Here is a 26,792-nt window from a genome sequence, read left to right on the forward strand (position 1 = left end):
AGGATCACGATTCGGCTCTCAGGCCGTTCTGTTGCTACAGTAGGGTCCAATCCCCGCAGGCGACGTGTGCCCGTCCTCAGGTCGTCTCATCGTTGATGTCGACCGCCGAGTGCGAACGCCGTCCGAGCGGAATACCCCACCTTTCGTCGTCGCGAGAGCGTTGCGTCCGAACGATTCACGTCGTTCGTCTGCCACGTGCCACGCCCCGAATTCCAGGAGCTAGCGCTGTTTGCTAACGCTGTGACCCTGTTGGTCTCGTCCTCGACCGGTGAGAGTGACTTCCACACCCCGTCGATCTCCGAGTTCTTCCCGCCCGGTTTCCTCTTCGAGGGAACCCCTTTCGAGATCAACCGCGTCATGCTGGTCCGCTTCATCGCGGTCATCGCACTGATGCTGTTCTTCTACCTCGGGACGCGCAAGATGCGCATCGTCCCGGGCCGCTTCCAGAGCGTCGTGGAGATGGCCTTCGACTTCGTCCGCGTGACGATCGCGAAGGACATCCTCGGCGAGAAGGACGCGCGCCGCTTCCTGCCGATCCTGGTGACGATCTTCTTCGCGATCATCGCGATGAACCTCACCGGCATCGTCCCGTTCCTGAACATCGCGGGAACGTCGGTCGTGGGCATGCCCCTCTTCCTCGGCCTGGTCGCGTACGTCACCTTCATCTACGCCGGCATCAAGGACCGGGGGATGGGCTTCTTCAAGAACGCCCTCTTCCCGCCCGGAGCCCCGTTCCTGATCTACTTCATCCTCACGCCGATCGAGCTGCTGCAGACGTTCATCATCCGTCCGCTCTCGCTCGCGCTGCGGCTCGTGATGAACATGATCGTCGGGCACCTCCTCCTGGTGCTGTGCTTCTCGGCCACGCAGTTCTTCCTCTTCAGCTCGCAGATCGACCCGGGCTTCAAGCTCTTCGGTGTCGTGACCTTCGCCTTCGGCGGCGCCTTCACGCTCTTCGAGCTGCTGGTCGCGGTGCTGCAGGCCTACATCTTCACTCTCCTCGCTGCGGTCTACATCCAGTTGGCCGTCGCCGAGGAGCACTGACCCCACTACTCACGGGCTCCCGCCCGTTCACACGATCACCCCACTGAAAGGACCCACTCGTGGACTCAGTCACCGTTCTCGCCGAACTCACCGGCAACATCGCGACGGTCGGTTACGGCCTCGCAGCGATCGGCCCCGGCATCGGTGTCGGCATCGTCGCGGGCAAGACCGTCGAGGCCATGGCGCGCCAGCCCGAGATGGCCGGCCGCCTCCAGACCACGATGTTCCTCGGCATCGCGTTCACCGAGGTGCTCGCGCTCATCGGTCTCGCCACCTACTTCATCTTCGCGGCGTAGTCGTGTTCAGCACCGCTGTGAACATCGCTGCGGAAGAAGGTGACGTCCCCGCGGTCATTCTGATCCCGGAGTTCTACGACTTCTTCTGGTCGGGGGTGATCTTCCTCATCCTGCTGTTCTTCTTCTGGAGGCTGGTCCTGCCGCGCATCCAGACGATGCTCGACGCGCGCTCCGCCGCGATCGAGGGGAACATCGCGAAGGCCGACGAGGCCCAGCGACAGGCTGAGATCGCACTCGAGAAGTACACCGCTCAGCTGGCCGAGGCCCGCGCCGAGGCCGGAGTGATCCGCGAGAAGGCGAACGCCGACGGCAACGCGATCGTGGCGGCGAAGAAGGAGCAGGCGCAGGTCGAGGCCGAGCGCATCCTCCAGAACGCGCACGCCCAGATCGAGGCGGACCGCCAGTCGGCCGTCGTCGCTCTGCGCTCCGAAGTCGGAACCCTCGCCATCGATCTCGCCTCCGGCGTCATCGGCGAGAGCCTCAACGACGACGCGAAGGCGTCCGCGATCGTGGACCGCTTCCTCGCCGACCTCGAGGCCTCGGAGAAGGCGAACAGCTGATGGGCAGCGCGTCCAGGCAGGCACTCGCGTCGGCGAAGGCGGAGCTCTCCGCCCTCGGCGGCCAGGCGTCCCTCGACACCGCCCAGCAGCTCTTCGAGGCGGCCCGGGTCATCGACGGGCAGGCGCAGCTGCGCACGGTCCTCTCCGACCCGAGCACCGACGCGGGCAGCAGGCAGGCCCTCGTCGCCCGGGTGTTCGCACCCTTCGGCGAGCCGGCCAAGCGCCTGCTCACCGTCGTCGTCGGCCACCGCTGGTCGAGCCCGAGCGATCTGATCGCCGGGATCGAGGAGGTCGGGGTCCGTGCGATCGCGTCCGCCACCCCGGAGGGCGTCTCGCTCGAGACCGAGCTGCAGACCTTCGGCGCCGTCGTGGCGTCGGATGCTCAGCTCGAGCTCGCGCTCGGCAGCAAGCTCGCCGCGGCGGACTCGAAGGTCGCGCTCGTGCAGCGCCTCCTCGAGGGCAAGGCCTCCGCGGAGACCCTCGCCATCCTCCGCCAGCTGATCGCGCACCCGCGCGGTCGCCGCATCCCCGAGCTCGTCCGCTTAGCGGCGGGCGTCGTCGCGGACCAGGGCGGCTTCACCATCGCCACGGTCTCGGTCGCGGCTCCGCTGCACCCCGAGCAGCTCGACCGGCTCCGCTCGGCGCTCACGCGCCAGTACGGCCGCCCGGTCTCCGTCAACGTCCTGGTCGACCCCTCCCTCCTGGGCGGCATGCGACTGCACGTCGGCGACGAGGTCATCGACGGCACCGTCTCGGCGCGGCTGTCCGACCTGAAGCTCCAGCTCGCGTCCTGACGGACGCACGTATCCTCAGGGAGCGGCTCGCGCCGCCTCCGACCTCCGCACCACCCAGGTCAGGCCCCGACGACCGCTTCGGCTCGCACGGACCCAACGAATAGGAATTCCCATGGCAGATATCACCATCAGCCCGGATGAGATCCGCGACGCGCTGAAGGACTTCGTCTCGTCGTACGAGCCGGGCAAGGCGTCCACCACCGAGGTCGGCTACGTCATCGACGCCGCCGACGGCATCGCCCACGTCGAGGGACTCCCCGGCGTCATGGCGAACGAGCTGATCCGCTTCTCCAACGGCGTGCTGGGCCTCGCCCAGAACCTCGACGAGAACGAGATCGGCGTCGTCGTCCTCGGCGAGTTCTCCGGCATCGAGGAGGGCATGGAGGTCACCCGCACCGGCGAGGTCCTCTCCGTCCCCGTCGGCGACGGCTACCTCGGCCGCGTCGTCGACCCGCTCGGCAACCCGATCGACGGACTCGGCGACATCGCCTCGGAGGGCCGCCGCGCCCTCGAGCTCCAGGCCCCCGGCGTCATGTCGCGCAAGTCGGTCCACGAGCCGCTGCAGACCGGCATCAAGGCCATCGACGCGATGATCCCCGTCGGCCGCGGCCAGCGCCAGCTCATCATCGGCGACCGCCAGACCGGCAAGACGGCCATCGCGATCGACACGATCATCAACCAGAAGGCCAACTGGGAGTCCGGCGACACGAACAAGCAGGTCCGCTGCATCTACGTCGCCATCGGCCAGAAGGGCTCGACCATCGCCTCGGTGAAGGGCGCGCTCGAGGACGTAGGAGCGATGGAGTACACGACGATCGTCGCGTCCCCCGCCTCGGACCCCGCCGGCTTCAAGTACCTCGCCCCCTACACCGGCTCGGCCATCGGCCAGCACTGGATGTACGGCGGCAAGCACGTCCTGATCATCTTCGACGACCTGTCGAAGCAGGCCGAGGCCTACCGCGCCGTGTCGCTCCTCCTGCGCCGCCCGCCGGGACGCGAGGCGTACCCCGGGGACGTCTTCTACCTGCACTCCCGCCTGCTGGAGCGCTGCGCGAAGCTGTCCGACGAGCTCGGCGCCGGCTCGATGACGGGTCTCCCGATCATCGAGACCAAGGCGAACGACGTCTCGGCGTACATCCCGACCAACGTGATCTCGATCACCGACGGCCAGATCTTCCTCCAGTCCGACCTCTTCAATGCCAACCAGCGTCCGGCGGTCGACGTGGGCATCTCGGTCTCGCGAGTCGGCGGTGACGCCCAGGTCAAGTCGATCAAGAAGGTCTCCGGAACGCTGAAGCTCGAGCTGGCGCAGTACCGCTCGCTCGAGGCCTTCGCGATGTTCGCCTCGGACCTCGACGCCGCCTCGCGTCGTCAGCTCGCCCGCGGCGCGCGCCTGACGGAGCTGCTCAAGCAGCCGCAGTACTCGCCGTACCCCGTCGAGGAGCAGGTCGTCTCGATCTGGGCCGGAACGAACGGCAAGCTCGACGAGGTGCCCGTCCCCGACGTGCTGCGCTTCGAGCGCGAGCTGCTCGACTACCTGGGCCGCAACACGCAGGTCCTCTCCACGCTGCGCGACACCAACGTGCTCTCCGACGACACCGTCGCCGAGCTGCACCGTGCCGTCGACGGCTTCAAGCTCGAGTTCCAGACCGGTGAGGGCAAGCCGCTCGCCTCGGTCGGGCGCGAGGAGCACAAGGCGATCTCGGCCGACGAGGTCGGCCAGGAGAAGATCGTCAAGGGCCGTCGCTAACAGCGGCCCCCTGACGATTCAGAGAAGGACAACAGGAGACACATGGGAGCGCAACTCCGGGTCTACCGGTCGAAGATCCGCTCGGCCCAGACGACCAAGAAGATCACCCGCGCCATGGAGCTGATCTCGGCCTCGCGCATCCAGAAGGCGCAGAACCGCGTCGCCGCCGCGGCGCCGTACTCGAACGCCATCACGCGCGCCGTGTCGGCCGTCGCGACCTACTCGAACGTCGAGCACCCGCTCACGACCGAGCGCGAGAAGCTCGACACGGCCGCGATCGTGATCTTCACCTCCGACCGCGGCCTCGCCGGCGCGTTCTCCTCGAGCGTGCTCAAGGAGGCGGAGGAGCTGGCCTCGCTGCTGCGCAGCGAGGGCAAGGAGGTCGTCTTCTACCTGGTCGGCCGCAAGGCGAACGCGTACTTCTCGTTCCGCCGGCGTCCGAGCGTCCGCATCTGGACGGGCGGCACCGACCAGCCGGTGTTCGAGACGGCGAAGGAGATCGCCGACGCGGTCGTCGACTCCTACAACCTCGACGACGAAGAGGGCGGAGTGGACGAGATCCACCTCGTGTACAACCGCTTCGTCAGCATGGTCACCCAGCAGCCGACCGTCGTCCGGCTCCTGCCGCTCGAGGTCGTCGAGGGCGCCGAGGATCAGAACACCGATCTGTACCCGCTCTACGAGTTCGAGCCCGACCCCGAGACGGTCCTCGACCGCCTCCTGCCGGTCTACGTCGAGAGCCGCATCTTCAACGCGATGCTGCAGTCGGCGGCCTCCGAGCACGCGGCGCGCCAGAAGGCGATGAAGTCGGCCAGCGACAACGCCGACACCCTCATCAAGACGTACACCCGGCTCGCCAACAACGCGCGCCAGACCGAGATCACGCAGCAGATCGCCGAGATCGTCGGCGGCGCCGACGCCCTGTCGTCCTCGAAGTAGACGGCGCACCTCCCCGACACGAAGCCTCCGCCCTCCGGGTGCGGTGAGACCACAGAAGGAAGAAGCAATGACACTGACCGCACCTGAGGCGGCGACCGGGACTCCGGGCGGGGCCGTCGGCCGTATCGCCCGCGTCACCGGCCCCGTCGTTGACATCGAGTTCCCCCACGACGCGATCCCCGAGGTCTACAACGCGCTCTACACGCATGTCGAGGTCGAGGGCGTCTCGTCCAAGCTGACCTTCGAGGTCGCGCAGCACCTGGGCGACGACCTCGTCCGCGCCATCTCGCTCAACCCGACCGACGGACTCGTCCGCGGCCAGGAGGTCCACGACACCGGCCTGCCGATCTCGGTCCCGGTCGGCGACGTGACCAAGGGCAAGGTCTTCAACGTGATCGGCGAGGTGCTCAACGCTGACGCCGACGGCACGATCAACGGACAGTCGTTCGAGATCACCGAGCGCTGGCCGATCCACCGCAAGCCCCCGGCGTTCGACCAGCTCGAGTCGAAGACCGAGCTCTTCGAGACCGGCATCAAGGTCATCGACCTCCTCACCCCGTACGTACAGGGCGGCAAGATCGGCCTGTTCGGCGGAGCGGGCGTCGGCAAGACCGTCCTCATCCAGGAGATGATCCAGCGCGTCGCGCAGGACCACGGTGGAGTGTCCGTGTTCGCCGGTGTCGGCGAGCGCACCCGTGAGGGCAACGACCTCATCGCCGAGATGGAGGAGGCGGGCGTCTTCGACAAGACGGCCCTCGTCTTCGGCCAGATGGACGAGCCGCCGGGAACCCGCCTCCGCGTCGCGCTCTCCGCGCTGACGATGGCGGAGTACTTCCGCGACGTGCAGAAGCAGGACGTGCTGCTCTTCATCGACAACATCTTCCGCTTCACGCAGGCCGGCTCGGAGGTGTCGACCCTGCTGGGCCGCATGCCCTCCGCGGTGGGGTACCAGCCGAACCTCGCCGACGAGATGGGCGTGCTCCAGGAGCGCATCACCTCGACGCGCGGACACTCGATCACCTCGCTGCAGGCGATCTACGTCCCCGCCGACGACTACACCGACCCGGCGCCGGCCACGACGTTCGCGCACCTCGACGCGACGACCGAGCTCTCCCGTGAGATCGCGTCGAAGGGCCTCTACCCGGCCGTCGACCCGCTGACCTCGACCTCGCGCATTCTCGACCCCCGCTACCTGGGTGCCGACCACTACCGCGTGGCCACGAACGTCAAGCAGATCCTGCAGAAGAACAAGGAGCTGCAGGAGATCATCGCGATCCTCGGTGTCGACGAGCTCTCCGAGGAGGACAAGATCACGGTGTCGCGTGCGCGCCGGATCCAGCAGTTCCTCTCGCAGAACACCTACATGGCGAAGAAGTTCACCGGCGTGGAGGGCTCGACCGTCCCGCTGAAGGACACCATCGAGTCGTTCGACGCGATCGCCCGCGGCGAGTTCGACCACGTGGCGGAGCAGGCGTTCTTCAACGTCGGCCCGATCACGGACGTCGAGGAGAAGTGGGCTCAGATCCAGAAGGAGAACGGCTGATCATGGCCGCGTTCCTGAAGGTCAGCGTCGTCTCCGCGAACGCGGAGGTCTGGGCGGGTGAGGCCAAGCAGATCTCGGCCCGCACCGTCGAGGGCGAGATCGGCATCCTGGTCGGTCACGAGCCGATGCTCGCGATCCTCGCCTCGGGCGAGGTCCGCGTCACGGCCGTGGACGGCAGCCGGATCACCGCGCAGGCGGACGACGGCTTCCTGTCCGTCGAGAACGACGTCGTCACTGTCGTGGCCCGCGAGGCCGCGCTGGTCTGACGACCCGCCGCCTCGAGCGGCGACCGGGGGGGCCGGGTGATCATCGCGATCGCCCGGCCCCTCCGTCGTGCGCGGCGTTCCCTCGCCGCGTTCCCCGCGTGCGCTCTCGCACGCCGTCCTCCCGAGGAGTCCCGTGCACGTCCTGCTTCCCCCGTCCGAGACCAAGCGCGACGGCGGCTCGGCCGAGTTCCGGGTCGAGGAGCTGTCGTTCCCGGAGCTGACCGAGCGTCGAGTCGCCCTGCGCGATGCGCTGGTCGCGCTCGCCGGCGACCGGGACGCGGCTGCCCGCGCACTGAAGCTCGGTCCCCGGCAGCTCGGCGAGATCGAGCGCAACGCGGCACTGCCGACCGCGTCGGCGATGCCCGCTGTGGACCGCTTCGACGGTGTGCTGTTCGACGCGCTCGAGGCGGCGTCCCTCTCGGCCGGGGCTCGCGGCGTTCTCGGCCGGATCGTCGTGGTGCAGTCCGCGCTCTGGGGTCCCGTCCGGGGCCTCGACGGCATCCCCGCGTACCGGCTGTCGCACGACTCGCGTATCCCCGGGATGCCGCTCAAGCGCTGGTGGGCTGCCGAGGCGGGGCGTGAGCTGTCGGCGCTCCCGGGTCTCGTCCTCGACCTGCGCAGCGAGTCCTACGCGGCGCTCGGGCCACTGCAGCCGGGGGAGGGGCGCTTCTTCGTCCGGGTGCGGTCGCGCGACGCGACGGGGCAGCTGCGCAACCTCAACCACTTCAACAAGCAGGGCAAGGGTCTCTTCGTCCGCGCGCTCGCGGAGGACGGCGTCGAGACCGACTCCCTCGCCGAGCTGGTCGAGTGGGCGGCGTCCCGCGGGTTCGAGCTGGCGCCGAACGCCGGCAGCGGCGAGCTGGATCTGGTCGTGCGGTCGGCCTGAGCGTCAGGAGCGGGCGCGGAAGCAGCCGGTGAGGTGGTCGTCGACGACGCCGGCCGACTGCAGCAGGGCGTACATGGTCGTCGCACCGACGAAGCGGAAGCCGGCCTTCCGGAGCACCTTCGAGAGCGCGAGGGACGCCGGCGTCGAGGTGGGGACGTCGGCGGGGCGGACGATGCGGTCGGACGGCGTGTCCTCCTCGAACGACCAGACCAGGCGGTCGATCGCGCCCTCGCCGTCGCTCTCGCGCAGGGCGACGGCCGCCTGCGCGTTGCCGATGGTCGCGAGGATCTTGGGGCGGCTGCGGATGATGCCGGCGTCCTCCATCAGCCGGTCCACGTCGTCCGTGTCCATCGCCGCGACGACGTCGAGATCGAAGCCGTGGAAGACCTCGCGGAACCGAGGCCGCTTGCGGAGGATGGTGATCCAGGAGAGCCCCGCCTGGAAGCCCTCGAGGCAGATCTTCTCGAAGAGCGGCCGGTCCCCGTGCAGGGGGACGCCCCACTCCTCGTCGTGGTAGCGGCGGTACTCGACGTCGTCGCCGCTCCAGCCGCAGCGGACGGTCCCGTCCGCGTCGGTGATCAGCCCGTCCTCGGCCGTCATCGGTGGGCGATCCCCTCGTGATCGAGCAGCCAGGCTTTCGTGGCGACGCCCTCGCCGGCGCTGAAGCCGGTGATCCGGCCGTCTCCGGCCAGCACGCGGTGGCAGCCGACGAGGATCGGGATCGGATTCGCGCCGACGGCGCCGCCGATGGGCCGGCCGGAGCGGAGCCGTCCCGTCGCCTGCCCGAGGGCACCGTAGGAGGTGATCTCGCCGAAGCCGATCCCCTGGAGAGCTCCCCAGATCTCCAGCTGGAAGGGCGTTCCGCGGAGCAGCAGCGGCAGGTCGAAGGTGCGCCGCTCACCGGCGAAGTACGCGTCGAGCTGATCCACCGCGCTGCAGAGGACGGGGAGCGAGCCGTCGGGCAGGTGGTCGTGCGGGAGGGTCCCGCCGTTCTCGATCGCGAGCGAGACGATCGACTCGCCGTCGCTGCCGACCTCGATCCGGCCGAGGGGGCTGACGGTGCGGCGCACGTGCAGGGGAGTCGTTCTCATGCCACGAGAGTATCCGCGGGACCCTCGGCCGACCGGCGGGAATCGGACATCGGTGGAGGGCTCCGCAGCTAAGCGGCCTGTGGAGGACGGAACGGGCGCGTCGAGATCCACTGACTTCGCAGTCCCGCCGTGCTGACGGTGGGCGGGTCTCGATACGCCCCTGCGGGGCTACTCGACCAGCAGGGAGGAGGTGCTTCCAGCTGAAGGTCTGCAGCGCCGAGCGCTTCATGCTGATCGAGTAGCCCGCGGCGCGGGCGTATCGAGATCCACCCACCGAGAGACGGTGGGTCTCGATACGCCGCCTGCGGCGGCTACTCGACCAGCATGACCGGGCGCGCGATGGGCTGCGGCTGGTCGACCAGCAGGTGGGCGCGCGTCCGGGCGCGGTCGGCGGGCGTCCTCCACAGGAGGCGTTCCGACGATCTGTCTTCCGGTCGCCGTGGGCCCCGCCCCGCAGCGACGCCGGGCCCGCCACCGTTGCCGCATGACATCCACTGCATCGCCTCCGGTCCGTCCCGTCGATCACAGCGCCGTGCTCGCGGCGATCCCTCGCCTGGTCGGGCACCCGCCTCACGAGAGCGTCGTCCTCGTCCCGCTGAGGGGCGGCACGCTCACCGGCGCCCTCCGCTTCGACCTCGCTGTCGGCGATCCGACACGAGCAGCACGGGTCTGGATCGGGGCCCTCGGGCGCTTCGGGCGCGTGGAGCGCCTGGTGATCGCGCTGTTCTCGAGCGGTCGACGCGATCCGTCCGCGAGTGCGCTCCTCGGTGCGCTGAGCAGTCGAGCGCAGGAGCTCGGACTCGCCGTGGAGGTGCTCGTCCCCTCGGGCGCCCGCCGCCCGACTCGACCGGGCAGCGGAACGACGGTTCTCAGGAGGGCCGACGACACCCCCTCGGCGGAGCTGCTGCCCGCCGTCGACCGAGGGGAGGCGCTCGCGATCGCGGCGGAGGTGGACGCGCTGCTCGACCGGCACCCGCGCGCTCGTCTCCCCGAGGCGGCGACGGCCGACGTCGAGTCCCTCCTGCTGCGCGCGGCCGCGGGTCGTCCCTGGCAGCCGCGGACCCGCGCCCTCGCCGCGCTCATCGTCGGCGCGCAACGGCGGGAAGGCCGGGAGCGGGTGATCCGACTCGTCGCCTCTCCCGACCGCGCCGCTGCGCCGTCCGTCATCGGGCTCGTCGCGCACGCCGCCGCGGCGGCGCCGGGGACCGAGCGGGGACCGCTGCTGGTCCTGCTCGCCACGCTCACGCTCCACTGGTCGTCGGGGTCGACCCGCTCAGCGGCGCTCCTCGCGCGGGAGGCGGTCCGCCTCGACCCGCACGATCACGACTCGCGGATCCTCGTGGCCGCACTCGAGGACGGCGAGCCGTGCCCGTGGGCCGTCGAGGGGCGACGTGCCGCGTGAGGGCGTGCTCAGCGGGCTCGTGCGCGCCGCCACTCGATCCGGCGGCGCGCACGAGCACGTCAGAGTCGCGCCCAGGCCTCCGTCAGCACCGAGCGCAGGATCTGCTCGATCTCGTCGAACTCCTTCGGACCGATCGTGAGCGGCGGCGCGAGCTGCACGACGGGGTCGCCGCGGTCGTCCGCCCGGCAGTACAGCCCGGCGTCGAACAGCGCCTTCGAGAGGAAGCCGCGAAGCAGGCGCTCGGACTCCTCGGCGTCGAAGGTCTCCTTGGTCGTCTTGTCCTTGACCAGCTCGATCCCGAAGAAGTAGCCCGCGCCGCGGACGTCGCCGACGATCGGCAGGTCGAGCAGCTTCTCGAGCGTGGAGCGGAAGAGGGGCGAGTTCTCCCGCACGTTCTCGTTGAGCTTCTCCTCCTCGAAGATGTCGAGGTTCTCCAGCGCGACCGCGGCCGAGACGGGGTGCCCGCCGAAGGTGTAGCCGTGCGGGAAGGAGACCTCGCCGTGCCGGAAGGGCTCGTAGATGCGGTCGCTGACGATGGTGGCGCCGATGGGGGAGTAGCCGCTGGTCATGCCCTTCGCGCAGGTGATCATGTCCGGCACGTAGCCGTACTCGTCGCAGGCGAACATGTGGCCGATCCGCCCGAAGGCGCAGATCACCTCGTCCGAGACGAGGAGCACGTCGTGCCGGTCGCAGATCTCGCGCACCCGCTGGAAGTAGCCGGGCGGCGGGGGGAAGCAGCCACCGGAGTTCTGCACCGGCTCGAGGAAGACGGCGGCGACCGTCTCGGGGCCCTCGAACTCGATCATCTCCTCGATGCGGTCCGCCGCCCAGACTCCGAAGGCCTCCAGGTCGTCGCCGTGCTGGGGCGCGCGGTAGAAGTTGGTGTTCGGCACGCGGAAGCCGCCGGGCACGATCGGCTCGAACATCGCCTTCATCGCCGGGATGCCGGTGATCGCCAGCGCGCCCTGCGGAGTGCCGTGGTAGGCGACCGAGCGCGAGATCACCTTGTGCTTGCCCGGCTTGCCCTGGAGCTTCCAGAAGTGCTTCGCCAGCTTGAAGGCCGTCTCGACGGCCTCACCGCCACCGGTCGAGAAGAACACGCGGTTGAGGTCGCCCGGTGCGTGATCCGCGAGACGATCGGCGAGCTCGATCGCCGAGGGCGTCGCGTACGACCAGAGCGGGAAGAACGAGAGCTCTGCCGCCTGCTTGGCCGCGGCCTCCGCGAGCCGCCGCCGGCCGTGGCCCGCGTTGACGACGAAGAGCCCGGAGAGCCCGTCGAAGTACTTGCGCCCGGTGCTGTCCCAGATGTGATGTCCCTCGCCCCGGGTGATGATGGGGACCCCCGCGCCGGAGTCCATCACCGACTGCCGGGTGAAGTGCATCCAGAGGTGGTCCTTGGCCTTCTTCTGCAGCGCGGCGTCGTCGAAGCCGGCCGGGGCGTCCTCGCCCTTCACCGGATCGCCGGACGCGAGGCCCTGGCTCGAGAATGCTGTCTCTGTGGTCATCGGTTACCGCGTTCCCCAGTTGTAGAACTGCTTGTGGAGTTTCAGATAGACGAAGGTCTCGGTCGAGAGCACCCCCGGGAGCGACCGGATCTCCTGGTTGAGCAGGGCGATCAGGTCGTCGTCGTTCTCGCAGACGACCTCGGCGAGGATGTCGAAGGTGCCGGCCGTCAGCACCACGTAGTCCACCGCGGGTATCGCCGCGAGGCTGTCCGCGACCACCCTGGTGTCCCCGGTGACGCGGACGCCGATCATCGCCTGCCGGTAGAAGCCGAGCTGCATCGGGTCGGTCACGGCGACGATCTGCATCACGCCCGACTCGGTCAGCTTCTGCACCCGCTGGCGGACGGCCGCCTCGCTGAGCCCGACCGCCTTGCCGATCTCGGCGTAGGACCGCCGGCCGTCGGCCTGCAGCTGCTCGATGATCGCCTTGGACACGTCGTCGAGCTGGAGCGGGCGCGGCGCAGGAGGGCGGGAGGGGCTCATGCGATGATCCTGGCAGCCTCGGCGGGGCCCGGCAAGTGAATCCGCATCGGCGAGGCGTCCCGGATGACGGAATCCACTGTCGCGGAAGCGCTCTCGCCCACGCGGGCGACGGTCGGTCCGATCCTCCGAGGGGGCGCTGCGCAGCGCCGCTGAGCGGGCGTCTCCGGTGCTCGCACAGCCGCTAGCATCGGAGGGATCGGCCCGCGTGCGCGGAGCCGGCGGAGGCGAGGAGACGCGATGACGCAGATCGGCCGCAGCCGAGCGTCGGTGACCGTCCCCGTCTCGGCCTGGTCGTCGGACACGCCCTCCGCGGAGGTCACCCTCGGCTGGGCGGCGCGCACCGAGGTCGGCCTGGTGCGCAGTGCCAACGAGGACAGCTACCTCGCGAAGACGCCGCTCTTCGCCGTCGCCGACGGGATGGGCGGCCACGCGGCCGGAGAGGTGGCGAGCGACGCCGTCGTGTCCCGGCTCTCCCTCGCCGCGACCGGCAGCACGGTGGGAGCGGAGGAGATCGACCGCGCGCTCCGTGAGGCCGTGGACGACATCGCCCGCCAGTCGCAGACCGCCGACGGCGGGACCGGGACCACCGTCACCGGAGCGGCACTGACCGCCGTGGGCGGCGAGCCCTACTGGTCCGTCTTCAACATCGGCGACTCGCGCGTCTACCTCTGCGTCCAGGGCGCCCTGGTCCAGCTGACGGTCGACCACTCGATCGTCCAGGAGCTCGTCGATGCGGGCCTGATCACCCGGGACGAGGCCGACGTGCACCCGCACAGCAACGTGATCACCCGGGCGGTCGGCTTCCACGAGCCGCCCGTCCCCGACTACCGTCTCGTTCCCGTCATCGCCCCGTCGCGGCTGCTGATCTGCTCGGACGGCCTGACCAAGGAGCTCACCGACGCGGGCCTCGAGCACGTGCTCTCCACCGCGGAGACGGCCCAGGACGCCGCCGACGGACTGGTCGAGGCGGCGCTCGGCAACGGCGGACGCGACAACGTGACGGTGATCGTCGTCGACGTGCTCGCCGTCACCGGCGAGAGCGACTGATCGAGGACCCGGGAGGCCCACTGGAGCCCCGGGTAGCATGGGTCGAGGAGGGGTGGTCTCGGTGATCTGCAGCACGTGTGGCTCCACCCTCGATCCCGGGGCGATCCTCTGCGGAGAGTGCGGCACCTCGGTGGCCTCGCACGCGACTCCCGGCGCCTCCCGCCCCGCGTCGAGCGGCGACACCACCGTCCTCGACCCCTCGCGCCGTGCCTGGCTCCCCGGTCTCGCACCGGGCCGGCACCGGCGGCCCGCTCCCGGGGCGCCCATGGCGCCGCCGAGTCAGGGGCTCGTGAAGCTGATCTTCGCCTCCGGGCAGCACGCCATCGTTACCGGCAGCGGTCTCATCGGCCGCCAGCCGCTGCCGGATGCGGGCGAGACCTTCCGGCACATCCTCGCGGTCCCGGATCCGACGCGCTCGCTGTCGAAGACGCACCTCGAGTTCGGCTTCGACGAGGGCGGCCTGTGGGTCAGCGATCGCTGGTCCGCGAACGGCACCGTGCTGGTCGCCCCGACGCAGGCCCCGCTCCCGCTCGAAGCGGGCCGCCGCTACCGCGCGAAGATCGGCAGCAGGCTCCTGCTGTCCGCGGTCGAGATGGCGGTGGAGCGGGTCGACGGTTCCTCCACAGCCTCGAACCGTCCACCGATCACCCGCTGACCCACCGCGCGCGGCCGGCGTCCGCTTCGCTGGTCGGATGACGATCCAGCACCCCCGGGCACGGCTCCTGCCGCCCACTCCGCCGCCCACTCCGCCGAGCACGCCGCCGCGGCCGCCGTTCCCGTGGATCGCGGCGCTGACCCCGGTGCTGTCGTCCCTGGTGCTCTACGCGCTGACCTCGTCGCCGTACACGCTGGCCCTCGCCGCTCTCGGACCGGTGGTCGCGCTCGCTTCCTTCCTCGACGCGGCTCGTCTCCGCCGCCGCACCGCGCGGCGGGAGGCGGAGCGCTACTCCCGGGAGCTCGCGGAGCACGCCGTTGCGACGGCGGAGGCGCGGGCGGAGGAGCTCGCCGCCCTCCGCCGCGCGTCGCCGCTCCCGCTCGACGTCCTCGAGCAGCGCGTCCCGGCGGACGCCCGCTGGCGTCGGCCGGCGGAGGGACTCGAGGTCGTGCTCGGTCGGGCGAGGGGAACAGGGGAGGGGGCGCGAGAGGACGGGGAGGTGCTGCTCGCAGCGATGTCCTCGGGAATCGGCGTCGTCGGCCCCGCCGTCCTCACCCGCGCGCTGGTGCGGGGGCTCCTGGTGCAGATCGCGGAGCTCGTCGCGCCGGAAGCCCTCCGCATCGAGCTGCCGTCCGGAACCGGCTGGCGCTGCCTCCGCGCTCTTCCGCACACGCGGTCGGTCGGCGCGCCGCTCGCCCTCGCCGTCCTGGAGGGGGACGCGGCGACCGAGGCGGACGCCGTTCTCGCCCTCGCCGGCACAGCGGCCGAGCTGCCGAAGCGGTGCCGCTGCATCGTCCAGCTCGGCGGGGCCGGCGTCGCGAGCGTCGTCGGCCGGAGAGGGCCCGGCACCACGGAGCCGCTGGTCGTCGACTTCGTGGCAGCGGAGCAGGCGCGCGGCTACGCCGAGTCGCTCGCCGCCGCCCGCGGCGCAGGACCGGCGGAGCTCCCGGAGACCGTGCTGCTCTCCGACCTCGGTGGCAGGGACGGACCCGACGACGGCACCGGCCTCCCGGTGCTGCTGGGGCGGACGCCGAGCGGCCCGATCGAGATCGATCTGGTGCGCGACGGGCCGCACGCCGTCGTCGGCGGGACGACGGGGAGCGGCAAGAGCGAGCTCCTGATCGCCTGGGTCGTGGGGCTGGCGATCCGGCACCCGCCGACCGCCGTGACGTTCCTGCTCGCGGACTTCAAGGGCGGCGCGGGGTTCAGCGCGCTCCGGCCCCTCCCGCACGTGACCGGGGTGATCACCGATCTCGACACCGAGGGGGCTCTCCGCGCCTTCACCAGCATCGCCGCCGAGCTGCGCCGTCGCGAGGTGGTCCTCGCCGAGCGCGGCGTCCCGGACATCGCCCGGCTGGCACCCGGTGTGCTCGCGCGACTGGTCGTCGTCGTCGACGAGTGCGCGGTCGTGCTGGAGCGCGCACCGGAGCTGCACCGCACCTTCGCCGACATCGCCGCGCGCGGGCGCTCGCTCGGCGTCCACCTCGTGCTGTGCACCCAGCGGCCGGTGGGCGTCGTCCGCGACGCGGTCGCGGCGAACTGCGGCCTCCGGATCGCGCTCCGGGTGCACGACGCCGCCGACTCGCGAGCGCTGATCGGCTCGGACGCCGCCGCGCGGATCCCGCATCGCGCGGCGGGCCGGTGCGTGGTGTCGATCGGCGGCCGCGGGCAGCTGGTCCAGGCGGCCCTCGCGCAGGAGGACGACATCGCCAGGGCGAGGCGGAGCGGCGCCGGGTCGGCCCCGGCGCACCGGCCCTGGCTCGACCCGCTCCCCGACCGGATCCCCCTGCCGGAGCGCCGGCGGACGGGCCGGATCGCGCTCGGCGTCGTCGACCGCCCGGCCGAGCAGCGCCAGGACGTCGTCCACCTCGATCACCGCTCCCTCCTCGTCCTCGGAGCAGCGGGCTCCGGTCGCAGCGGCGCGCTCCGCACGGTCGCCGCGCAGCTCGGCGGCGCTCGCACGGTCGGCCCGCTCGACGTCGAGGAGGCCTGGGACGCGGTCGTCGCCGAGGAGGGGCCGTCCGGTCCGCTCCTGCTCGACGATCTGGATCTGCTCTTGCGGCGCTGCACCGAGGACGAGCGCCGGCGACTCCTCGACGCCCTGCAGACGGCGCTCCGCTCCGGCGGGGAGCCGATCGTCGCCACCGCCCGCCGGGCGACCGACGGGCTCGCCGGCCTCCGGGACGCCTTCGACGACGTCCTGCTGCTGCGCGCCGCACACCGGCAGGAGCACCAGCTGCTCGCGCTGCACGGCGAGCCGTACCGCGGCGACCTGCCCCCGGGCGGCGGCTGGTGGCGCGGGGAGCGGATCCAGGTCTTCGCGTCGCCGCCGTCGCCGCCGGGCAGGCGTCCGGCGGCCGTGCCGGTCGTGCCGAGGGGCGAGAAGCCCTTCGCGGTCCTGACGAATCGCGCGGGGGCGCTGAGGGCGAGGCTCACCGCGGCCGGCGTCCCCGCGCTCCCGGTCCCGGCGGTGGCGGACGGGCTGCCTCCGGCCGGCGCGGCGATCCTCGGGTCGGTCGCGGAGTGGTCCGTGGCGAGGGCGCTCCTCGCCCGCCTCCGCGCGAGCGCTCCCGTCGTGCTCGACCTCCCCCCGGCCGAGGCGCGGGTCGTGCTGGGTCCGCTCCCGCCGGCACCTCTCTGCGCGGGCGACAGGGTGCTGCTCCTGGTGGACGACCGTCTCCGTCGTGCGCGCTGGCCGGACGCCCCGGCGTCCTGACCACCGGCGCCGAACAGGAGGAATCCGTGGTCGGAGAGCCCTCGGAGCGCGGATTTCGTGACAATCATGTTTCCAGATCACCGATCTCCTCCGTCCGTCATCGACAGACGTCCGAGCACTGTGCCAGTATTTCCCCACGTTCACGCCGGTGGGCCCGAGCACCGACGCAGTCAGGAGCCGCAGCCATGACCCGTCCTCTCCCGAGGGACCCCGTCCTCCGCGAGGCCATCGCCGTCGCACGATCCCGCGAGCGGGAGCGGCGCGCGATGCTCTCGCGGCGCGCGGTCCTCGGCGGTCTCGGGCTCGGCGTCGGCGCGCTGGCGCTCGCCGGCTGCGCCCCGGTCTCGCGCGCCGCCCCCACCGCCGCGGTCGACGAGTCCGCCTCCGATCCGAGACTGGTCTGGGACAACTGGCCCGCCTATCTCGACGAGGACGACGACGGCGGCTACCCGACTCTGACGGCGTTCGAGGAGCAGTCCGGCATCTCCGTCACCTACAACGTCGCGGTCGACGACAACAACTCCTACTACGGCAAGGTCAAGGACCAGCTCGCGCTCGGCCAGTACATCGGCGCCGACACCGTCTGCCTGACCGAGTGGATGGTCTCGCGGCTGGCCCGGCGCGGCTACATCCAGGAGCTCGACCACGCGAACATCCCGAACATCGCGAACCTCACCCCCTCGCTCGCGAACCCGGACTTCGATCCGGGCCGCCACCGCTCCCTGCCGTTCCAGGCCGGCTTCGCCGGGATCTGCTGGAACAAGGAGAAGCTGCCGAACGGACTCGCGAGCGTGGAGGACCTCTGGGACCCGGCACTGCGGGGCCGGGTCGGCGTGCTCAGCGAGATGCGCGACACCATCGGGCTGATCATGCTCGCCCAGGGCACCGACATCGCCGGCTCCTGGGGGGACGACGAGTTCATGAATGCGATCGACGTCTTCCGGAAGCAGGTCGACGAGGGCCAGATCCGCAACATCAAGGGCAACGCGTACCTGAACGACCTGCAGAACGAGGACACCCTCGCGGCGATCTGCTGGTCGGGCGACATCACGCTGATCAACACCGAGGCCGGCGACAAGTGGGAGTTCGCACTCCCCGACTCCGGCGGCACCCTGTGGAACGACACCTTCGTCGTGCCGATGGGCTCCCAGCGCAAGGCCAACGCGGAAGCGCTGATGAACTACTACTACGAGCCGGAGGTCGCCGCCGAGGTGGCCGCCTGGGTCAACTACATCACCCCCGTCGACGGAGCGAAGGACGCCATGGAGAGCATCGACCCGGAGCTGGCCGAGAACCAGCTGATCTTCCCCGACGAGGACACGCTCGCGCAGTCCCACATCTTCCGGACGCTCACCGCGGACGAGGAGAAGGACTACCAGGCCGAGTTCCAGAAAGTGCTGCTGGGCATCTGATGGCGATGGGAACCTTCGCCGAGCGCGGCGCCGACCTCGAGCTGGTCGGGATCAGCAAGCAGTACCCGGGCTTCACCGCCATCGACTCGCTGGATCTCACGATCCCCGCGGGCTCCTTCTTCGCCCTGCTCGGACCCTCGGGCTGCGGGAAGACCACCACCCTGCGCCTCGTCGCGGGCCTCGAGGAGCCCAGCGCCGGCCGGATCCTCATCGGCGGGAAGGACGTCACGGCCACCAAGACCTTCCAGCGCCCGGTCAACACGGTCTTCCAGTCGTACGCGCTGTTCCCGCACATGTCGATCCTCGAGAACGTCGCCTTCGGTCTCAAGCGCCGGCGGATCGACGACCCGGTCGGCAAGGCGCACGAGGCGCTCCGGCTGGTCGAGCTCGACCACCTCGCCCAGCGCCGCCCGGCCCAGCTCTCGGGCGGGCAGCAGCAGCGGGTCGCCCTCGCTAGGGCCATCGTCAACCGGCCCGCGCTCCTGCTCCTCGACGAGCCGCTCGGCGCGCTCGACCTCAAGCTCCGCCGCCAGATGCAGCTCGAGCTGAAGTCGATCCAGGAGGAGGTCGGCCTCACCTTCCTGCACGTCACGCACGACCAGGAGGAGGCCATGACCATGGCCGACACGGTCGCGGTGATGAACAAGGGCCGGATCGAGCAGATGGGCGCCCCCGAGGCGCTCTACGAGCTCCCGCGGACGGTCTTCGTCGCGAACTTCCTCGGCCAGTCGAACCTCTTCACCGGCGAGGTCGTCGGCTCGACCGCCACGGCGCTGACGATCGCGGCCGGCGACGCCCGGATCGTCGTGCCCACCGCCCGTGCCGCTCGCGAGTCCGGGGAGATGACCATCGGCGTCCGCCCCGAGAAGCTCCTCCTGCTCACCGAGGCGCCGGCCGACACTCCGGACCGCAACGTGCTCGGACCGGGCCGCGTGGTCGACGTCTCCTTCAGCGGCGTCAGCACCCAGTACACGATCGAGATCCCGACGCTCGGCTCGATCGTCGTCTTCGCGCAGAACATGGTCTTCGGGCCGGTCGTCGGCGAGGGCGCGCAGGTCTGGGTCAGCTGGAGCATCGAGCACGGCTTCGGTCTGGCCGACGAGCCGGGCACCGTGCCCCGCTTCGCCGCCGACGACTCCACCCGCTCGATCGCCCTGCAGAAGCGCGGGCTGCTCGCCGGTCGCTCCGGAGGGGCGTAGGCATGGCCTTCGCCGCGTTCGCGACCGGCTCGGCCGACACGCTCGATCCGCCGGTCCGCCGGCGGTCGACGATCGCCCTGGTGCTCCTGCTGCCGGGCATCGTCTACATGCTGCTGTTCTTCCTGACGCCGCTGATCTCGCTCGTGCTGACCTCGTTCCAGGTCGAGGTGCCGGACGGCGACATCGGCGAGTACGCGCCGGGCTTCGCCTGGCAGAACTACCTCGTCGTGATGGCCGACTACTGGCCGCACGCGATCCGCTCCTTCGGCTACGCGCTGATCGCCACGGTGCTCGCGCTTGTCATCAGCTACCCGCTCGCCTACTTCATCGGCGTCAAGGCGCGGCCGTGGCCGCTGCTGCAGAACCTGCTGCTGACGCTGGTGATCGCCCCGTTCTTCATCAGCTTCCTGCTGCGCACACTGGCGTGGAAGCAGATCCTCGCCGACGAGAGCCCGCTCGTGCAGGCGCTCAAGACCGTCGCGATCCTGCCCTCCGACGGCCACCTCACGGGGACGCCGATCGCGGTCGTCTTCGGCATCACCTACAACTTCATCCCCTTCATGACCCTGCCGCTGTACACGACGCTGGAGCGGCTGGACACCCGGCTGCTCGAGGCCGGCTCCGACCTCTACGCCCGCCCCGCCTCGGTCTTCTGGAAGGTCACCGTGCCGCTCTCGATGCCCGGCATCGTCTCGGGGACGCTGCTCACCTTCATCCCGGCCGCGGGCGACTACATCAATGCGAGCCGGGACTTCCTCGGCTCGTCGCAGACCTCGATGGTGGGCAACGCGATCGAGGCGAACTTCCTGACCCTCGAGAACTATCCGGCCGCCGCCGCGCTGTCGATCGTGCTGATGGCCGTGATCCTGGTCATCGTCGGCTTCTACGTGAAGCGCAGTGGAACGGAGGACCTCCTGTGACCGCCACCGCCGACCGGCCCGTCGCGAGCGCTCAGGAGGCGCTGGGGGCACCCGCTCCCGCACCGGTGCGAGGCCCTCGTCGCTTCAAGGGCCTCGGGCTCGGGATCTACACCGCTCTCGCCCTGATCTTCCTGCTGATCCCGATCGGCTACACCTTCGTCTACTCGTTCAACGACTCGGGCAAGAGCAACCTCGCCTGGCGGGGCTTCACCTTCGACAAGTGGGTGTCGGCGTGGACGAGCGAGGAGGTGATGACGGCGTTCGGCAACAGCCTGCTGGTCGGCGTCGTCGCGACGGTGCTGGCCACTGCGCTCGGGACGATGATCGCCATCGCACTCGTGCGGTTCCGCTTCCGGTTCCGCTCGGCGATCAGCCTGCTGCTGTTCCTGCCGATGGCCACGCCCGAGGTGGTGCTCGGCGCCGGTCTGGCCGCCCAGTTCCTCGCGGTCGGCACGGAGAAGGGCCTCGTCACGATCATCCTGGCGCACACGATGTTCTGCATCAGCTTCGTCGTGGTGACGGTGAAGGCGCGCGTCGCGAGCCTCGACCCGCGACTCGAGGAGGCGGGGCGCGACCTCTACGCCTCACCGGGCCAGGTCTTCTGGCGGATCACCTTCCCGCTGCTGCTGCCCGGCATACTCGCGGCGGCCCTGCTCTCGTTCGCGCTGAGCTTCGACGACTTCATCATCACGAACTTCAACTCCGGCTCCGTCACCACGTTCCCGAAGTACATCTACATCGCGGCGGCCCGCGGCATCCCCGCCGAGGCGAACGTGATCGCGTCGGCGGTGTTCGTGCTGGCGATCCTGATCGTCGTCGTCACGCAGGTGTCGGCGGCGGCCCGGGCGAAGCGGCTGGCGCGCACGCAGTAGCGGCGCGACCGGCCGCTCCGGCGGCGCCCCGGCGCCTCAGACGTAGGAGGCGCGGACCGCGCCGACCGGCTTGCCGCCGCCGGTGACGACCGGGTTGAGCCGCGCCAGCACCTCGTTCGCCGCCGTGCGGTCCACGGTGCCCGCCTCCACCAGCAGCTTGAGCGCCACCACCGTGGCGGCGCGCAGGCTGCCGTCGAGGATCTTGAGCGCGACCGTCGTGCCGTCGGGCGAGGCCATCACGAGCACTCCCTCCGCGCCGAGCTTGGCGACCAGGCCGAGCCGCTCGATCACGACGGTGTTGTCGCGACCCGGCCCGTCCAGCGCCCACGCGTTCTCGAGGATCGCCTCGGTGAGCACGCCCGCCTGCCGGTAGAGCCCGAACGGCGAGGCGGGGGAGGAGGAGACGATCCGCGAGATCCCCTTCGCCAGCGCGGTCAGCGGCAGTGCGTGCACCGGCGCGCCGCAGCCGTCGACGGCCGAGCCCGCGATCCGCTCGCCGGTCAGGCGCTCGATCGTGTCCACGATGTGCTGCTGCAGCGGGTGCGAGCGCTCGAGGTAGTCGTCGGTGCTCCAGCCGTTCTGCACGCAGGCGAGCAGCATCGCCGCGTGCTTGCCGGAGCAGTTCATGTAGAGCGGGTCCGCGCTGGCTCCGGCGCGCAGCAGCTTGGTGCGCGAGGCCGAGTCGCTCGGCCAGTCGGCCGGGCACTGCAGGGCGGTGTGGTCGAGGCCTGCACGGAAGAGCAGGTTCTGCACCAGGGCGACGTGCTGCGGGATGCCGGCGTGGCTCGCGGTCGCGATCACCGCCTCCGCCCCGCTCAGCTCGACGCCGGCGGTCATCACGGCGAGGGCCTGGAAGGGCTTGAGGCAGGAGCGGGGGAGGACCGGCGCCGTCGGGGTGCCCAGGGTGCGGGCCACGCGGCCGTCGGAGTCGAGGAGCACGGCCGATCCGGCGTGGCGCGACTCGACGAAGCCGGAGCGCTCGACCACCGCCAGTTCGACGGACTCGGCGAGGGTGAAGGTACCTGCGGACATCCCCCCATCTTGCCCGACGGCCCGGCGCCTCCTGAGCGGAGGGGCCGGGCCGTCGTCGGTGGGGGCGGGGCTCAGAGGGTCGCGAACGCCTCGCCGAGGACCGCGACGGCCTCGTCCAGCAGCTCGTCCGTGAGGGCGAGGCTGGGGAGGAAGCGCACCACGTTGCCGTAGGTGCCGGCGCTGAGCACGAGCACGCCGTGCTTGGCGGCGTAGTCGATGATCGCGGCGACCGCCGCGGTGTTCGGTCGCTTGGTCGTCTGCGCGGTCCCGGGCTCGACGAGCTCGATCGCCATCATCGCGCCGATGCCGCGCACGTCGCCGATGATGTCGTAGCGCTCCTGCAGGGCGTGCAGCGCGGCACCGAGACGGGCGCCTATCCTGTCGGCCTCGGCGAGGAGGCCGTCCTGCTCGATCCGCTCGAAGACGGCGACCGCCGCGGCTGCTGCGACGGGGTTGCCGCCGAAGGTGCCGCCGAGGCCGCCGGCCTGCGCGGAGTCCATGATCTCGGCGCGACCGGTGACGCCGGCGAGCGGCAGGCCGCCCGCGATGCCCTTGGCCGAGAGCACCAGATCCGGGACGAGGCCGAAGTGCTCGCTGGCGAACCAGGCGCCGGTGCGGGCCATGCCCGACTGGATCTCGTCGGCGACGAAGACGATGCCGTTCGCGGTGCACCACTCCTGCAGCGCGGGCAGGAAGCCCTGCGCCGGGACCATGAAGCCGCCCTCGCCCTGGACGGGCTCGACGACGAGGCAGGCCAGCGCGGACGCGCCGACCGTCTTCTCGAGGTAGGAGATCGTCTGCTCGGCCGCCTCGGCGCCCGAGAGGCCGTCGTGGTAGGGGTACGAGCTCGGCGCGCGGTGGACGTCGCTCGCGAACGGGCCGAAGCCGAGTCCGTAGGGGAGCGCCTTGAAGTTCATCGCCATCGTCAGGTTCGTGCGGCCGTGGTAGGCGTGGTCGAGCACCGCGACGCCGGGGCGGCCGGTGTGCTTGCGGGCGATCTTGACCGCGTTCTCGACGGCCTCGGCGCCGGAGTTGACCAGCACGGTCTTCTTCGCGTGGTCGCCGGGGGTGTGCTCGCCGAGCAGCTCCGCGACGCGGATGTACGGCTCGTAGGGCGTGACGGTGAAGAGCGTGTGGGTGAGGCGGCCGAGCTGCGCGGTGGCAGCGGCGACGACCGCGTCGTCGGTGTGGCCGATCGTCGTCACGCCGATGCCGGCGCCCAGGTCGATGAACTGGTTGCCGTCGACGTCGACGAGGATCGCGCCGTGCGCGCGGTCGATGTAGACGGGGAGCGCGGTGCCGACTCCGGTGGGGACGACGGCGAGGCGGCGCTCGTGCAGGGCCCTCGATCGCGGCCCCGGGATCTCGGTCGCGACGCGACGCTCCTGGGGGACGGCCGACGTGGGAACCTGGGGAGCGAGCGTGTCTGTCATGGTCCCCCGAGTGTACCCGCGGGCCTCGGAGGAGCAGGGGTCCAGACCGTCGAGACCGGCCTGAACCACGGCCGAGAAGGAGGATTCCGATGCAAGCGGAGCACGATTACGCCGTATCCGTCGTCTGGGAGGGCAATCGCGGAACCGGCACCAGTGGGTACCGGGACTACGGGCGCCAGAACGTCCTCGTCGCCGAGGGCCCGCCGCCGCTCCTCGGCTCGGCCGACAAGCCCTTCCGCGGCGACCCGGACCGCTGGAACCCCGAGCAGCTGCTGCTCGCCGCCCTCGCGCAGTGCCACCTGCTCTCGTTCCTGCACGTCGCGGTGAAGAACGGCGTCGTCGTGACCGAGTACGTCGACGACGCCGCCGGGCGGATGGTGCAGGAGGGCGAGGGCGGGCGCTTCGTCTCGGTGACCCTCCGGCCGCGGGTCCGCGTCGCGCACGAGTCGATGGTCGAGCTCGCGCAGTCGCTGCACGGCGAGGCCTCCCGGCTGTGCTTCATCGCGAACTCGGTGAACTTCCCCGTGGGACACGAGCCGCAGACCTCGGCGGCCGACGCGCACTGATCCGGGCGGGCCCGGGCAGCGGCGACCGGAGCCGTCAGCGCCGCTCGTGCGGCAGCGCCCGCCGGATCCTCTCCACCGTGGTGACCGGCGGCGACTCGTTGTAGACGCCCGCGGCCTCCTGGCCCGAGAGCGCGTGGATCGCGGTCATCACCTCGTCGGTCGCGTGCCGGCGCGCGCGTCCCGAGTCGGCCGAGCCGTGCCGGGAGAGGTCGAGCGGATCGCCGAAGCGCACCGTGATCCGGTGCAGGCGGGGGATCCTCGAGCCGACGGGCTGCAGCTCCTGCGTGCCGACCAGCCCGACCGGGACGACCGGTGCGCCGGTGGTGAGGGCGAGCCACGCCACTCCGGTGCGCCCGCGGTAGAGGCGGCCGTCGCGCGAGCGCGTGCCCTCGGGGTAGACGGCGAACGCCTCGTCGCGCTCGAGGATCGCGCGGCCGAGGTCGAGGGCCTCCTGCGCGGCCTGGCCGGCGCCCCGCTCGACGGGCACCGCCCCGACCGCCGTGAAGAACGAGCGCGACGCGGCACCGCGCGCGCCGGTGCCGGTGAAGTAGTCGGCCTTCGCGAGGAACTGCACCGGCCGCGGCGCCAGCAGCGTCAGGACGGGGGAGTCGATGAACGACAGGTGGTTGCTGGCGAGGATGACCCGGCCGGTGCGCGGGACGTTGTCGCGGCCCTCGACGATCGGGCGGTAGATCATCCGGCCGAGGCGGCTCATCGTGAAGCGGGCCACGCGCGCGGAGACGCCGATCCCCGGGGGTGTCGGCGGTGCGGGAGCGTCGTCGGTCGGCATTCGCCCGACGCTACCGGCGGGTGCATGCCGCTCGGGTCATGCTCCGCCGACCGCTCCTCCGACCGCTCCGCCGGGGGCCTTTCCGCGGGCCGGGGCGGACGACCGCGGGCCGCCCCTCGTGACGAGGAGCGGCCCGCAGGTCGACGCAGAGGGGGTGACTCAGCCGAAGGTGGCGAGCGCCTCCTCGATGACACCGGCGGCGTCGTCGATCAGCTCCTCGCTGATGACCACGCTCGGCATGATGCGCAGGACGCTGTCCCAGCTGCCGGCGTCGAGGGCGATGACGCCGTTGGTCGTGACGTGCTTGAGGACGGCGGAGAGCGCCTCCGGGTTCTGCTTCTTCGTGCCGGGGTGCACGAGCTCGACGCCGAACATCGCGCCCTTGCCGCGGACCTCGCCGACGACGGCGAAGCGCTCGGCCCAGTCGCCGATGCGGGCCTGCAGGGCGCGCTCGACGCGCTGCGCCTCGGCGATGAGCCCCTCGGACTCGATCGCCTCGAAGGTGGCGAGCGCGGCCGCGGTCGAGACGGGGTTGCCGCCGAAGGTGCCGCCGATGCCGCCGGGCTGCACGGCGTCCATGATCTCCGCACGCCCGGTGACCGCGGCGAGCGGGAAGCCGCCGGCGATGCCCTTGGCCGAGGTGATGAGGTCCGGGACGACGCCGAAGTGCTCGATCGAGTACCAGGCGCCGGTCCGGGCGATGCCGGCCTGGATCTCGTCGGCGACGAAGACGATGCCGTTCTCGGTGCAGAACTCCGACAGCCGCTCGAAGTAGCCGGCCGCCGGGATGATGATGCCGCCGTCACCCTGGATCGGCTCGACGAACAGCGCCGCCAGCTCCTCGGCGCCGATGTGGGTGCGGATGTAGTCGATCGAGCGCTCGGCCGCCTCCTCGCCCGTCATGCCCTCGGGGTCGCGGAAGGGGTAGCTCATCGGGAGGCTGTAGATCTCACCGGGGAACGGGCCCATGCCGGCGCGCTCGGGCCAGGGGCGGTAGGTCATCGCCATCGTGAGGTTGGTGCGGCCGTGGAAGGCGTGGTCGAGCGAGGCGATGGCGCGGCGACCGGTGTGCTTGCGCGCGATCTTGACCGCGTTCTCGACCGCCTCGGCCCCGGAGTTGACCAGGATCGAGTGCTTCTCGAAGTCGCCGGGGGTGATCTCGGCGAGCTTCTCGGCGACCCGCACGTAGTTCTCGTACGGGGTGACGGTGAAGAGGGTGTGGGTCAGCTTCTCGGCCTGCGCGGCGGCGGCGGCCGCGACCGCGGGGTGCGCGTGGCCGATGGTGGTGACGCCGATGCCGCAGCCGAGGTCGATCAGGCGGTTGCCGTCGACGTCGACCAGGACGGCGCCCGAGGCGTGATCCATGTAGATGTTGGCGAGGGTTCCGGCGCCGCGGGAGACGCTGGCGACGCGGCGCTCCTGCAGCGCGATCGAGCGGGGGCCGGGGAGCTCGGTGACGAGCGCGCGGGACTGGGGGACCGAGAATTCACGCATTCCTCCATGCTAGGCGCGGCTCCCGGGGAGGGGGCCGGGGACGCTCCGGGGCGGCGCGACCGGGTGGGCGCCGTGGAGGGATCGTTCAGCCGGGGCA

Annotated in this window: 26 protein-coding genes; 18 read left to right on the plus strand and 8 right to left on the minus strand. The window is 71.1% G+C overall.

What is annotated here, in order from left to right; translation table 11 throughout:
* Positions 1–240 precede the first annotated feature (240 nt).
* From atpB to yaaA, 9 genes are all read left to right on the plus strand, one after another.
* Complete coding sequence (gene atpB / locus EDF17_RS05245; protein ID WP_123445503.1) at positions 241–1,044, plus strand: F0F1 ATP synthase subunit A; 804 nt, start codon at positions 241–243, stop codon at positions 1,042–1,044.
* A 59-nt stretch (positions 1,045–1,103) separates the two neighbouring features.
* Positions 1,104–1,340, plus strand: coding sequence for an ATP synthase F0 subunit C (locus EDF17_RS05250; RefSeq protein WP_055794702.1), 237 nt, complete (start codon positions 1,104–1,106; stop codon positions 1,338–1,340).
* A 2-nt stretch (positions 1,341–1,342) separates the two neighbouring features.
* The gene (locus EDF17_RS05255) at positions 1,343–1,900 is read left to right on the plus strand and encodes a F0F1 ATP synthase subunit B (RefSeq protein WP_243582674.1); all 558 of its coding nucleotides are present in this window, start codon (positions 1,343–1,345) and stop codon (positions 1,898–1,900) included.
* A complete protein-coding gene (locus EDF17_RS05260; protein WP_123445504.1) occupies positions 1,900–2,694 on the plus strand; it encodes a F0F1 ATP synthase subunit delta in 795 nt (264 codons plus the stop codon). The genes EDF17_RS05255 and EDF17_RS05260 overlap by 1 nt, the downstream gene beginning before the upstream one ends.
* 112 nt (positions 2,695–2,806) lie before the next feature.
* Positions 2,807–4,444 carry a F0F1 ATP synthase subunit alpha gene (gene atpA, locus EDF17_RS05265; RefSeq protein ID WP_123445505.1) on the plus strand — a complete coding sequence of 546 codons (1,638 nt, stop codon included), beginning with the start codon at positions 2,807–2,809 and terminating at the stop codon, positions 4,442–4,444.
* Between the two features lie 42 nt (positions 4,445–4,486).
* Positions 4,487–5,383, plus strand: a complete 897-nt coding sequence (locus EDF17_RS05270; protein WP_123445506.1) for a F0F1 ATP synthase subunit gamma — start codon at positions 4,487–4,489, stop codon at positions 5,381–5,383.
* 67 nt (positions 5,384–5,450) lie between these two features.
* A complete protein-coding gene (gene atpD / locus EDF17_RS05275; RefSeq protein ID WP_123445507.1) occupies positions 5,451–6,926 on the plus strand; it encodes a F0F1 ATP synthase subunit beta in 1,476 nt (491 codons plus the stop codon).
* A gap of 2 nt (positions 6,927–6,928) precedes the next feature.
* Positions 6,929–7,192: a F0F1 ATP synthase subunit epsilon gene (locus EDF17_RS05280; RefSeq protein ID WP_123445508.1), complete on the plus strand. Its 264-nt coding sequence runs from the start codon at positions 6,929–6,931 to the stop codon at positions 7,190–7,192.
* A 133-nt stretch (positions 7,193–7,325) separates the two neighbouring features.
* Positions 7,326–8,078, plus strand: coding sequence for a peroxide stress protein YaaA (yaaA, locus tag EDF17_RS05285; RefSeq protein WP_123445509.1), 753 nt, complete (start codon positions 7,326–7,328; stop codon positions 8,076–8,078).
* A gap of 3 nt (positions 8,079–8,081) precedes the next feature.
* On the opposite strand, the gene EDF17_RS05290 is transcribed toward yaaA, so the two are convergent.
* Entirely contained in the window at positions 8,082–8,678 is a 597-nt protein-coding gene (locus EDF17_RS05290) for a DNA-3-methyladenine glycosylase I (protein ID WP_123445510.1), read from the minus strand.
* Positions 8,675–9,169, minus strand: coding sequence for a methylated-DNA--[protein]-cysteine S-methyltransferase (locus EDF17_RS05295; RefSeq protein WP_123445511.1), 495 nt, complete (start codon positions 9,167–9,169; stop codon positions 8,675–8,677). Before EDF17_RS05295 ends, EDF17_RS05290 begins: the two co-directional genes overlap by 4 nt.
* Positions 9,170–9,653: 484 nt before the next feature.
* On the opposite strand from EDF17_RS05295, the gene EDF17_RS05300 reads away from it, so the two are divergent.
* On the plus strand, positions 9,654–10,571 hold the full coding sequence (locus tag EDF17_RS05300) for a DUF4192 family protein (RefSeq protein ID WP_123445512.1): 918 nt from the start codon (positions 9,654–9,656) through the stop codon (positions 10,569–10,571).
* Between the two features lie 59 nt (positions 10,572–10,630).
* Here the strand turns inward: EDF17_RS05300 and EDF17_RS05305 are convergent, their stop codons facing one another.
* The gene (locus EDF17_RS05305) at positions 10,631–12,076 is read right to left on the minus strand and encodes an aspartate aminotransferase family protein (RefSeq protein WP_123445513.1); all 1,446 of its coding nucleotides are present in this window, start codon (positions 12,074–12,076) and stop codon (positions 10,631–10,633) included.
* Positions 12,077–12,079: 3 nt separating this feature from the next.
* A complete protein-coding gene (locus EDF17_RS05310; protein ID WP_123445514.1) occupies positions 12,080–12,559 on the minus strand; it encodes an Lrp/AsnC family transcriptional regulator in 480 nt (159 codons plus the stop codon).
* 237 nt (positions 12,560–12,796) lie between these two features.
* Between EDF17_RS05310 and EDF17_RS05315 the strand changes: the two genes are divergently transcribed.
* The 7 genes from EDF17_RS05315 (at position 12,797) to EDF17_RS05345 (ending at position 21,380) form a co-directional block, all read left to right on the plus strand.
* Positions 12,797–13,606 carry a protein phosphatase 2C domain-containing protein gene (locus EDF17_RS05315; RefSeq protein WP_123445515.1) on the plus strand — a complete coding sequence of 270 codons (810 nt, stop codon included), beginning with the start codon at positions 12,797–12,799 and terminating at the stop codon, positions 13,604–13,606.
* A gap of 130 nt (positions 13,607–13,736) precedes the next feature.
* Positions 13,737–14,261: a hypothetical protein gene (locus EDF17_RS05320; protein WP_127886211.1), complete on the plus strand. Its 525-nt coding sequence runs from the start codon at positions 13,737–13,739 to the stop codon at positions 14,259–14,261.
* Between the two features lie 37 nt (positions 14,262–14,298).
* Positions 14,299–16,977, plus strand: a complete 2,679-nt coding sequence (locus tag EDF17_RS05325) for an FtsK/SpoIIIE domain-containing protein (protein ID WP_133671913.1) — start codon at positions 14,299–14,301, stop codon at positions 16,975–16,977.
* Positions 16,978–17,162: 185 nt separating this feature from the next.
* Positions 17,163–18,389, plus strand: coding sequence for a spermidine/putrescine ABC transporter substrate-binding protein (locus EDF17_RS05330; protein ID WP_123445518.1), 1,227 nt, complete (start codon positions 17,163–17,165; stop codon positions 18,387–18,389).
* A complete protein-coding gene (locus EDF17_RS05335) occupies positions 18,389–19,588 on the plus strand; it encodes an ABC transporter ATP-binding protein (protein ID WP_123445519.1) in 1,200 nt (399 codons plus the stop codon). The genes EDF17_RS05330 and EDF17_RS05335 overlap by 1 nt, the downstream gene beginning before the upstream one ends.
* A gap of 2 nt (positions 19,589–19,590) precedes the next feature.
* Positions 19,591–20,508, plus strand: a complete 918-nt coding sequence (locus EDF17_RS05340) for an ABC transporter permease (protein WP_123445520.1) — start codon at positions 19,591–19,593, stop codon at positions 20,506–20,508.
* A 104-nt stretch (positions 20,509–20,612) separates the two neighbouring features.
* A complete protein-coding gene (locus tag EDF17_RS05345; RefSeq protein ID WP_243587282.1) occupies positions 20,613–21,380 on the plus strand; it encodes an ABC transporter permease in 768 nt (255 codons plus the stop codon).
* A 36-nt stretch (positions 21,381–21,416) separates the two neighbouring features.
* Here the strand turns inward: EDF17_RS05345 and EDF17_RS05350 are convergent, their stop codons facing one another.
* Together EDF17_RS05350 and gabT are read right to left on the minus strand one after the other, a co-directional pair.
* Positions 21,417–22,412, minus strand: a complete 996-nt coding sequence (locus EDF17_RS05350) for an asparaginase (RefSeq protein ID WP_123445521.1) — start codon at positions 22,410–22,412, stop codon at positions 21,417–21,419.
* 71 nt (positions 22,413–22,483) lie between these two features.
* The gene (gene gabT / locus EDF17_RS05355; protein ID WP_123445522.1) at positions 22,484–23,845 is read right to left on the minus strand and encodes a 4-aminobutyrate--2-oxoglutarate transaminase; all 1,362 of its coding nucleotides are present in this window, start codon (positions 23,843–23,845) and stop codon (positions 22,484–22,486) included.
* A gap of 89 nt (positions 23,846–23,934) precedes the next feature.
* Between gabT and EDF17_RS05360 the strand changes: the two genes are divergently transcribed.
* Positions 23,935–24,411, plus strand: a complete 477-nt coding sequence (locus EDF17_RS05360; RefSeq protein ID WP_123445523.1) for an OsmC family protein — start codon at positions 23,935–23,937, stop codon at positions 24,409–24,411.
* Between the two features lie 34 nt (positions 24,412–24,445).
* Here the strand turns inward: EDF17_RS05360 and EDF17_RS05365 are convergent, their stop codons facing one another.
* Together EDF17_RS05365 and EDF17_RS05370 are read right to left on the minus strand one after the other, a co-directional pair.
* Complete coding sequence (locus EDF17_RS05365; protein ID WP_243587283.1) at positions 24,446–25,126, minus strand: lysophospholipid acyltransferase family protein; 681 nt, start codon at positions 25,124–25,126, stop codon at positions 24,446–24,448.
* A gap of 234 nt (positions 25,127–25,360) precedes the next feature.
* Positions 25,361–26,695 carry an aminotransferase class III-fold pyridoxal phosphate-dependent enzyme gene (locus EDF17_RS05370; protein WP_123445525.1) on the minus strand — a complete coding sequence of 445 codons (1,335 nt, stop codon included), beginning with the start codon at positions 26,693–26,695 and terminating at the stop codon, positions 25,361–25,363.
* Between the last annotated feature and the right edge of the window lie 97 nt (positions 26,696–26,792).

This window comes from Rathayibacter sp. PhB1 (assembly GCF_004362935.1).
GTDB lineage: Bacteria > Actinomycetota > Actinomycetes > Actinomycetales > Microbacteriaceae > Rathayibacter > Rathayibacter festucae.

Bases quoted from the DNA above. Each gene is read 5' to 3' on its own strand.
- EDF17_RS05260 (WP_123445504.1), top strand. From the start codon at position 1,900: ATGGGCAGCGCGTCCAGGCAGGCACTCGCGTCGGCGAAGGCGGAGCTC.
- atpA (WP_123445505.1), top strand. From the start codon at position 2,807: ATGGCAGATATCACCATCAGCCCGGATGAGATCCGCGACGCGCTGAAG.
- EDF17_RS05270 (WP_123445506.1), top strand. From the start codon at position 4,487: ATGGGAGCGCAACTCCGGGTCTACCGGTCGAAGATCCGCTCGGCCCAG.
- atpD (WP_123445507.1), top strand. From the start codon at position 5,451: ATGACACTGACCGCACCTGAGGCGGCGACCGGGACTCCGGGCGGGGCC.
- EDF17_RS05280 (WP_123445508.1), top strand. From the start codon at position 6,929: ATGGCCGCGTTCCTGAAGGTCAGCGTCGTCTCCGCGAACGCGGAGGTC.
- EDF17_RS05290 (WP_123445510.1), bottom strand. From the start codon at position 8,678: ATGACGGCCGAGGACGGGCTGATCACCGACGCGGACGGGACCGTCCGC.
- EDF17_RS05295 (WP_123445511.1), bottom strand. From the start codon at position 9,169: ATGAGAACGACTCCCCTGCACGTGCGCCGCACCGTCAGCCCCCTCGGC.
- EDF17_RS05300 (WP_123445512.1), top strand. From the start codon at position 9,654: ATGACATCCACTGCATCGCCTCCGGTCCGTCCCGTCGATCACAGCGCC.
- EDF17_RS05305 (WP_123445513.1), bottom strand. From the start codon at position 12,076: ATGACCACAGAGACAGCATTCTCGAGCCAGGGCCTCGCGTCCGGCGAT.
- EDF17_RS05310 (WP_123445514.1), bottom strand. From the start codon at position 12,559: ATGAGCCCCTCCCGCCCTCCTGCGCCGCGCCCGCTCCAGCTCGACGAC.
- EDF17_RS05315 (WP_123445515.1), top strand. From the start codon at position 12,797: ATGACGCAGATCGGCCGCAGCCGAGCGTCGGTGACCGTCCCCGTCTCG.
- EDF17_RS05325 (WP_133671913.1), top strand. From the start codon at position 14,299: ATGACGATCCAGCACCCCCGGGCACGGCTCCTGCCGCCCACTCCGCCG.
- EDF17_RS05330 (WP_123445518.1), top strand. From the start codon at position 17,163: ATGACCCGTCCTCTCCCGAGGGACCCCGTCCTCCGCGAGGCCATCGCC.
- EDF17_RS05335 (WP_123445519.1), top strand. From the start codon at position 18,389: ATGGCGATGGGAACCTTCGCCGAGCGCGGCGCCGACCTCGAGCTGGTC.
- EDF17_RS05340 (WP_123445520.1), top strand. From the start codon at position 19,591: ATGGCCTTCGCCGCGTTCGCGACCGGCTCGGCCGACACGCTCGATCCG.
- EDF17_RS05350 (WP_123445521.1), bottom strand. From the start codon at position 22,412: ATGTCCGCAGGTACCTTCACCCTCGCCGAGTCCGTCGAACTGGCGGTG.
- gabT (WP_123445522.1), bottom strand. From the start codon at position 23,845: ATGACAGACACGCTCGCTCCCCAGGTTCCCACGTCGGCCGTCCCCCAG.
- EDF17_RS05360 (WP_123445523.1), top strand. From the start codon at position 23,935: ATGCAAGCGGAGCACGATTACGCCGTATCCGTCGTCTGGGAGGGCAAT.
- EDF17_RS05365 (WP_243587283.1), bottom strand. From the start codon at position 25,126: ATGAGCCGCCTCGGCCGGATGATCTACCGCCCGATCGTCGAGGGCCGC.
- EDF17_RS05370 (WP_123445525.1), bottom strand. From the start codon at position 26,695: ATGCGTGAATTCTCGGTCCCCCAGTCCCGCGCGCTCGTCACCGAGCTC.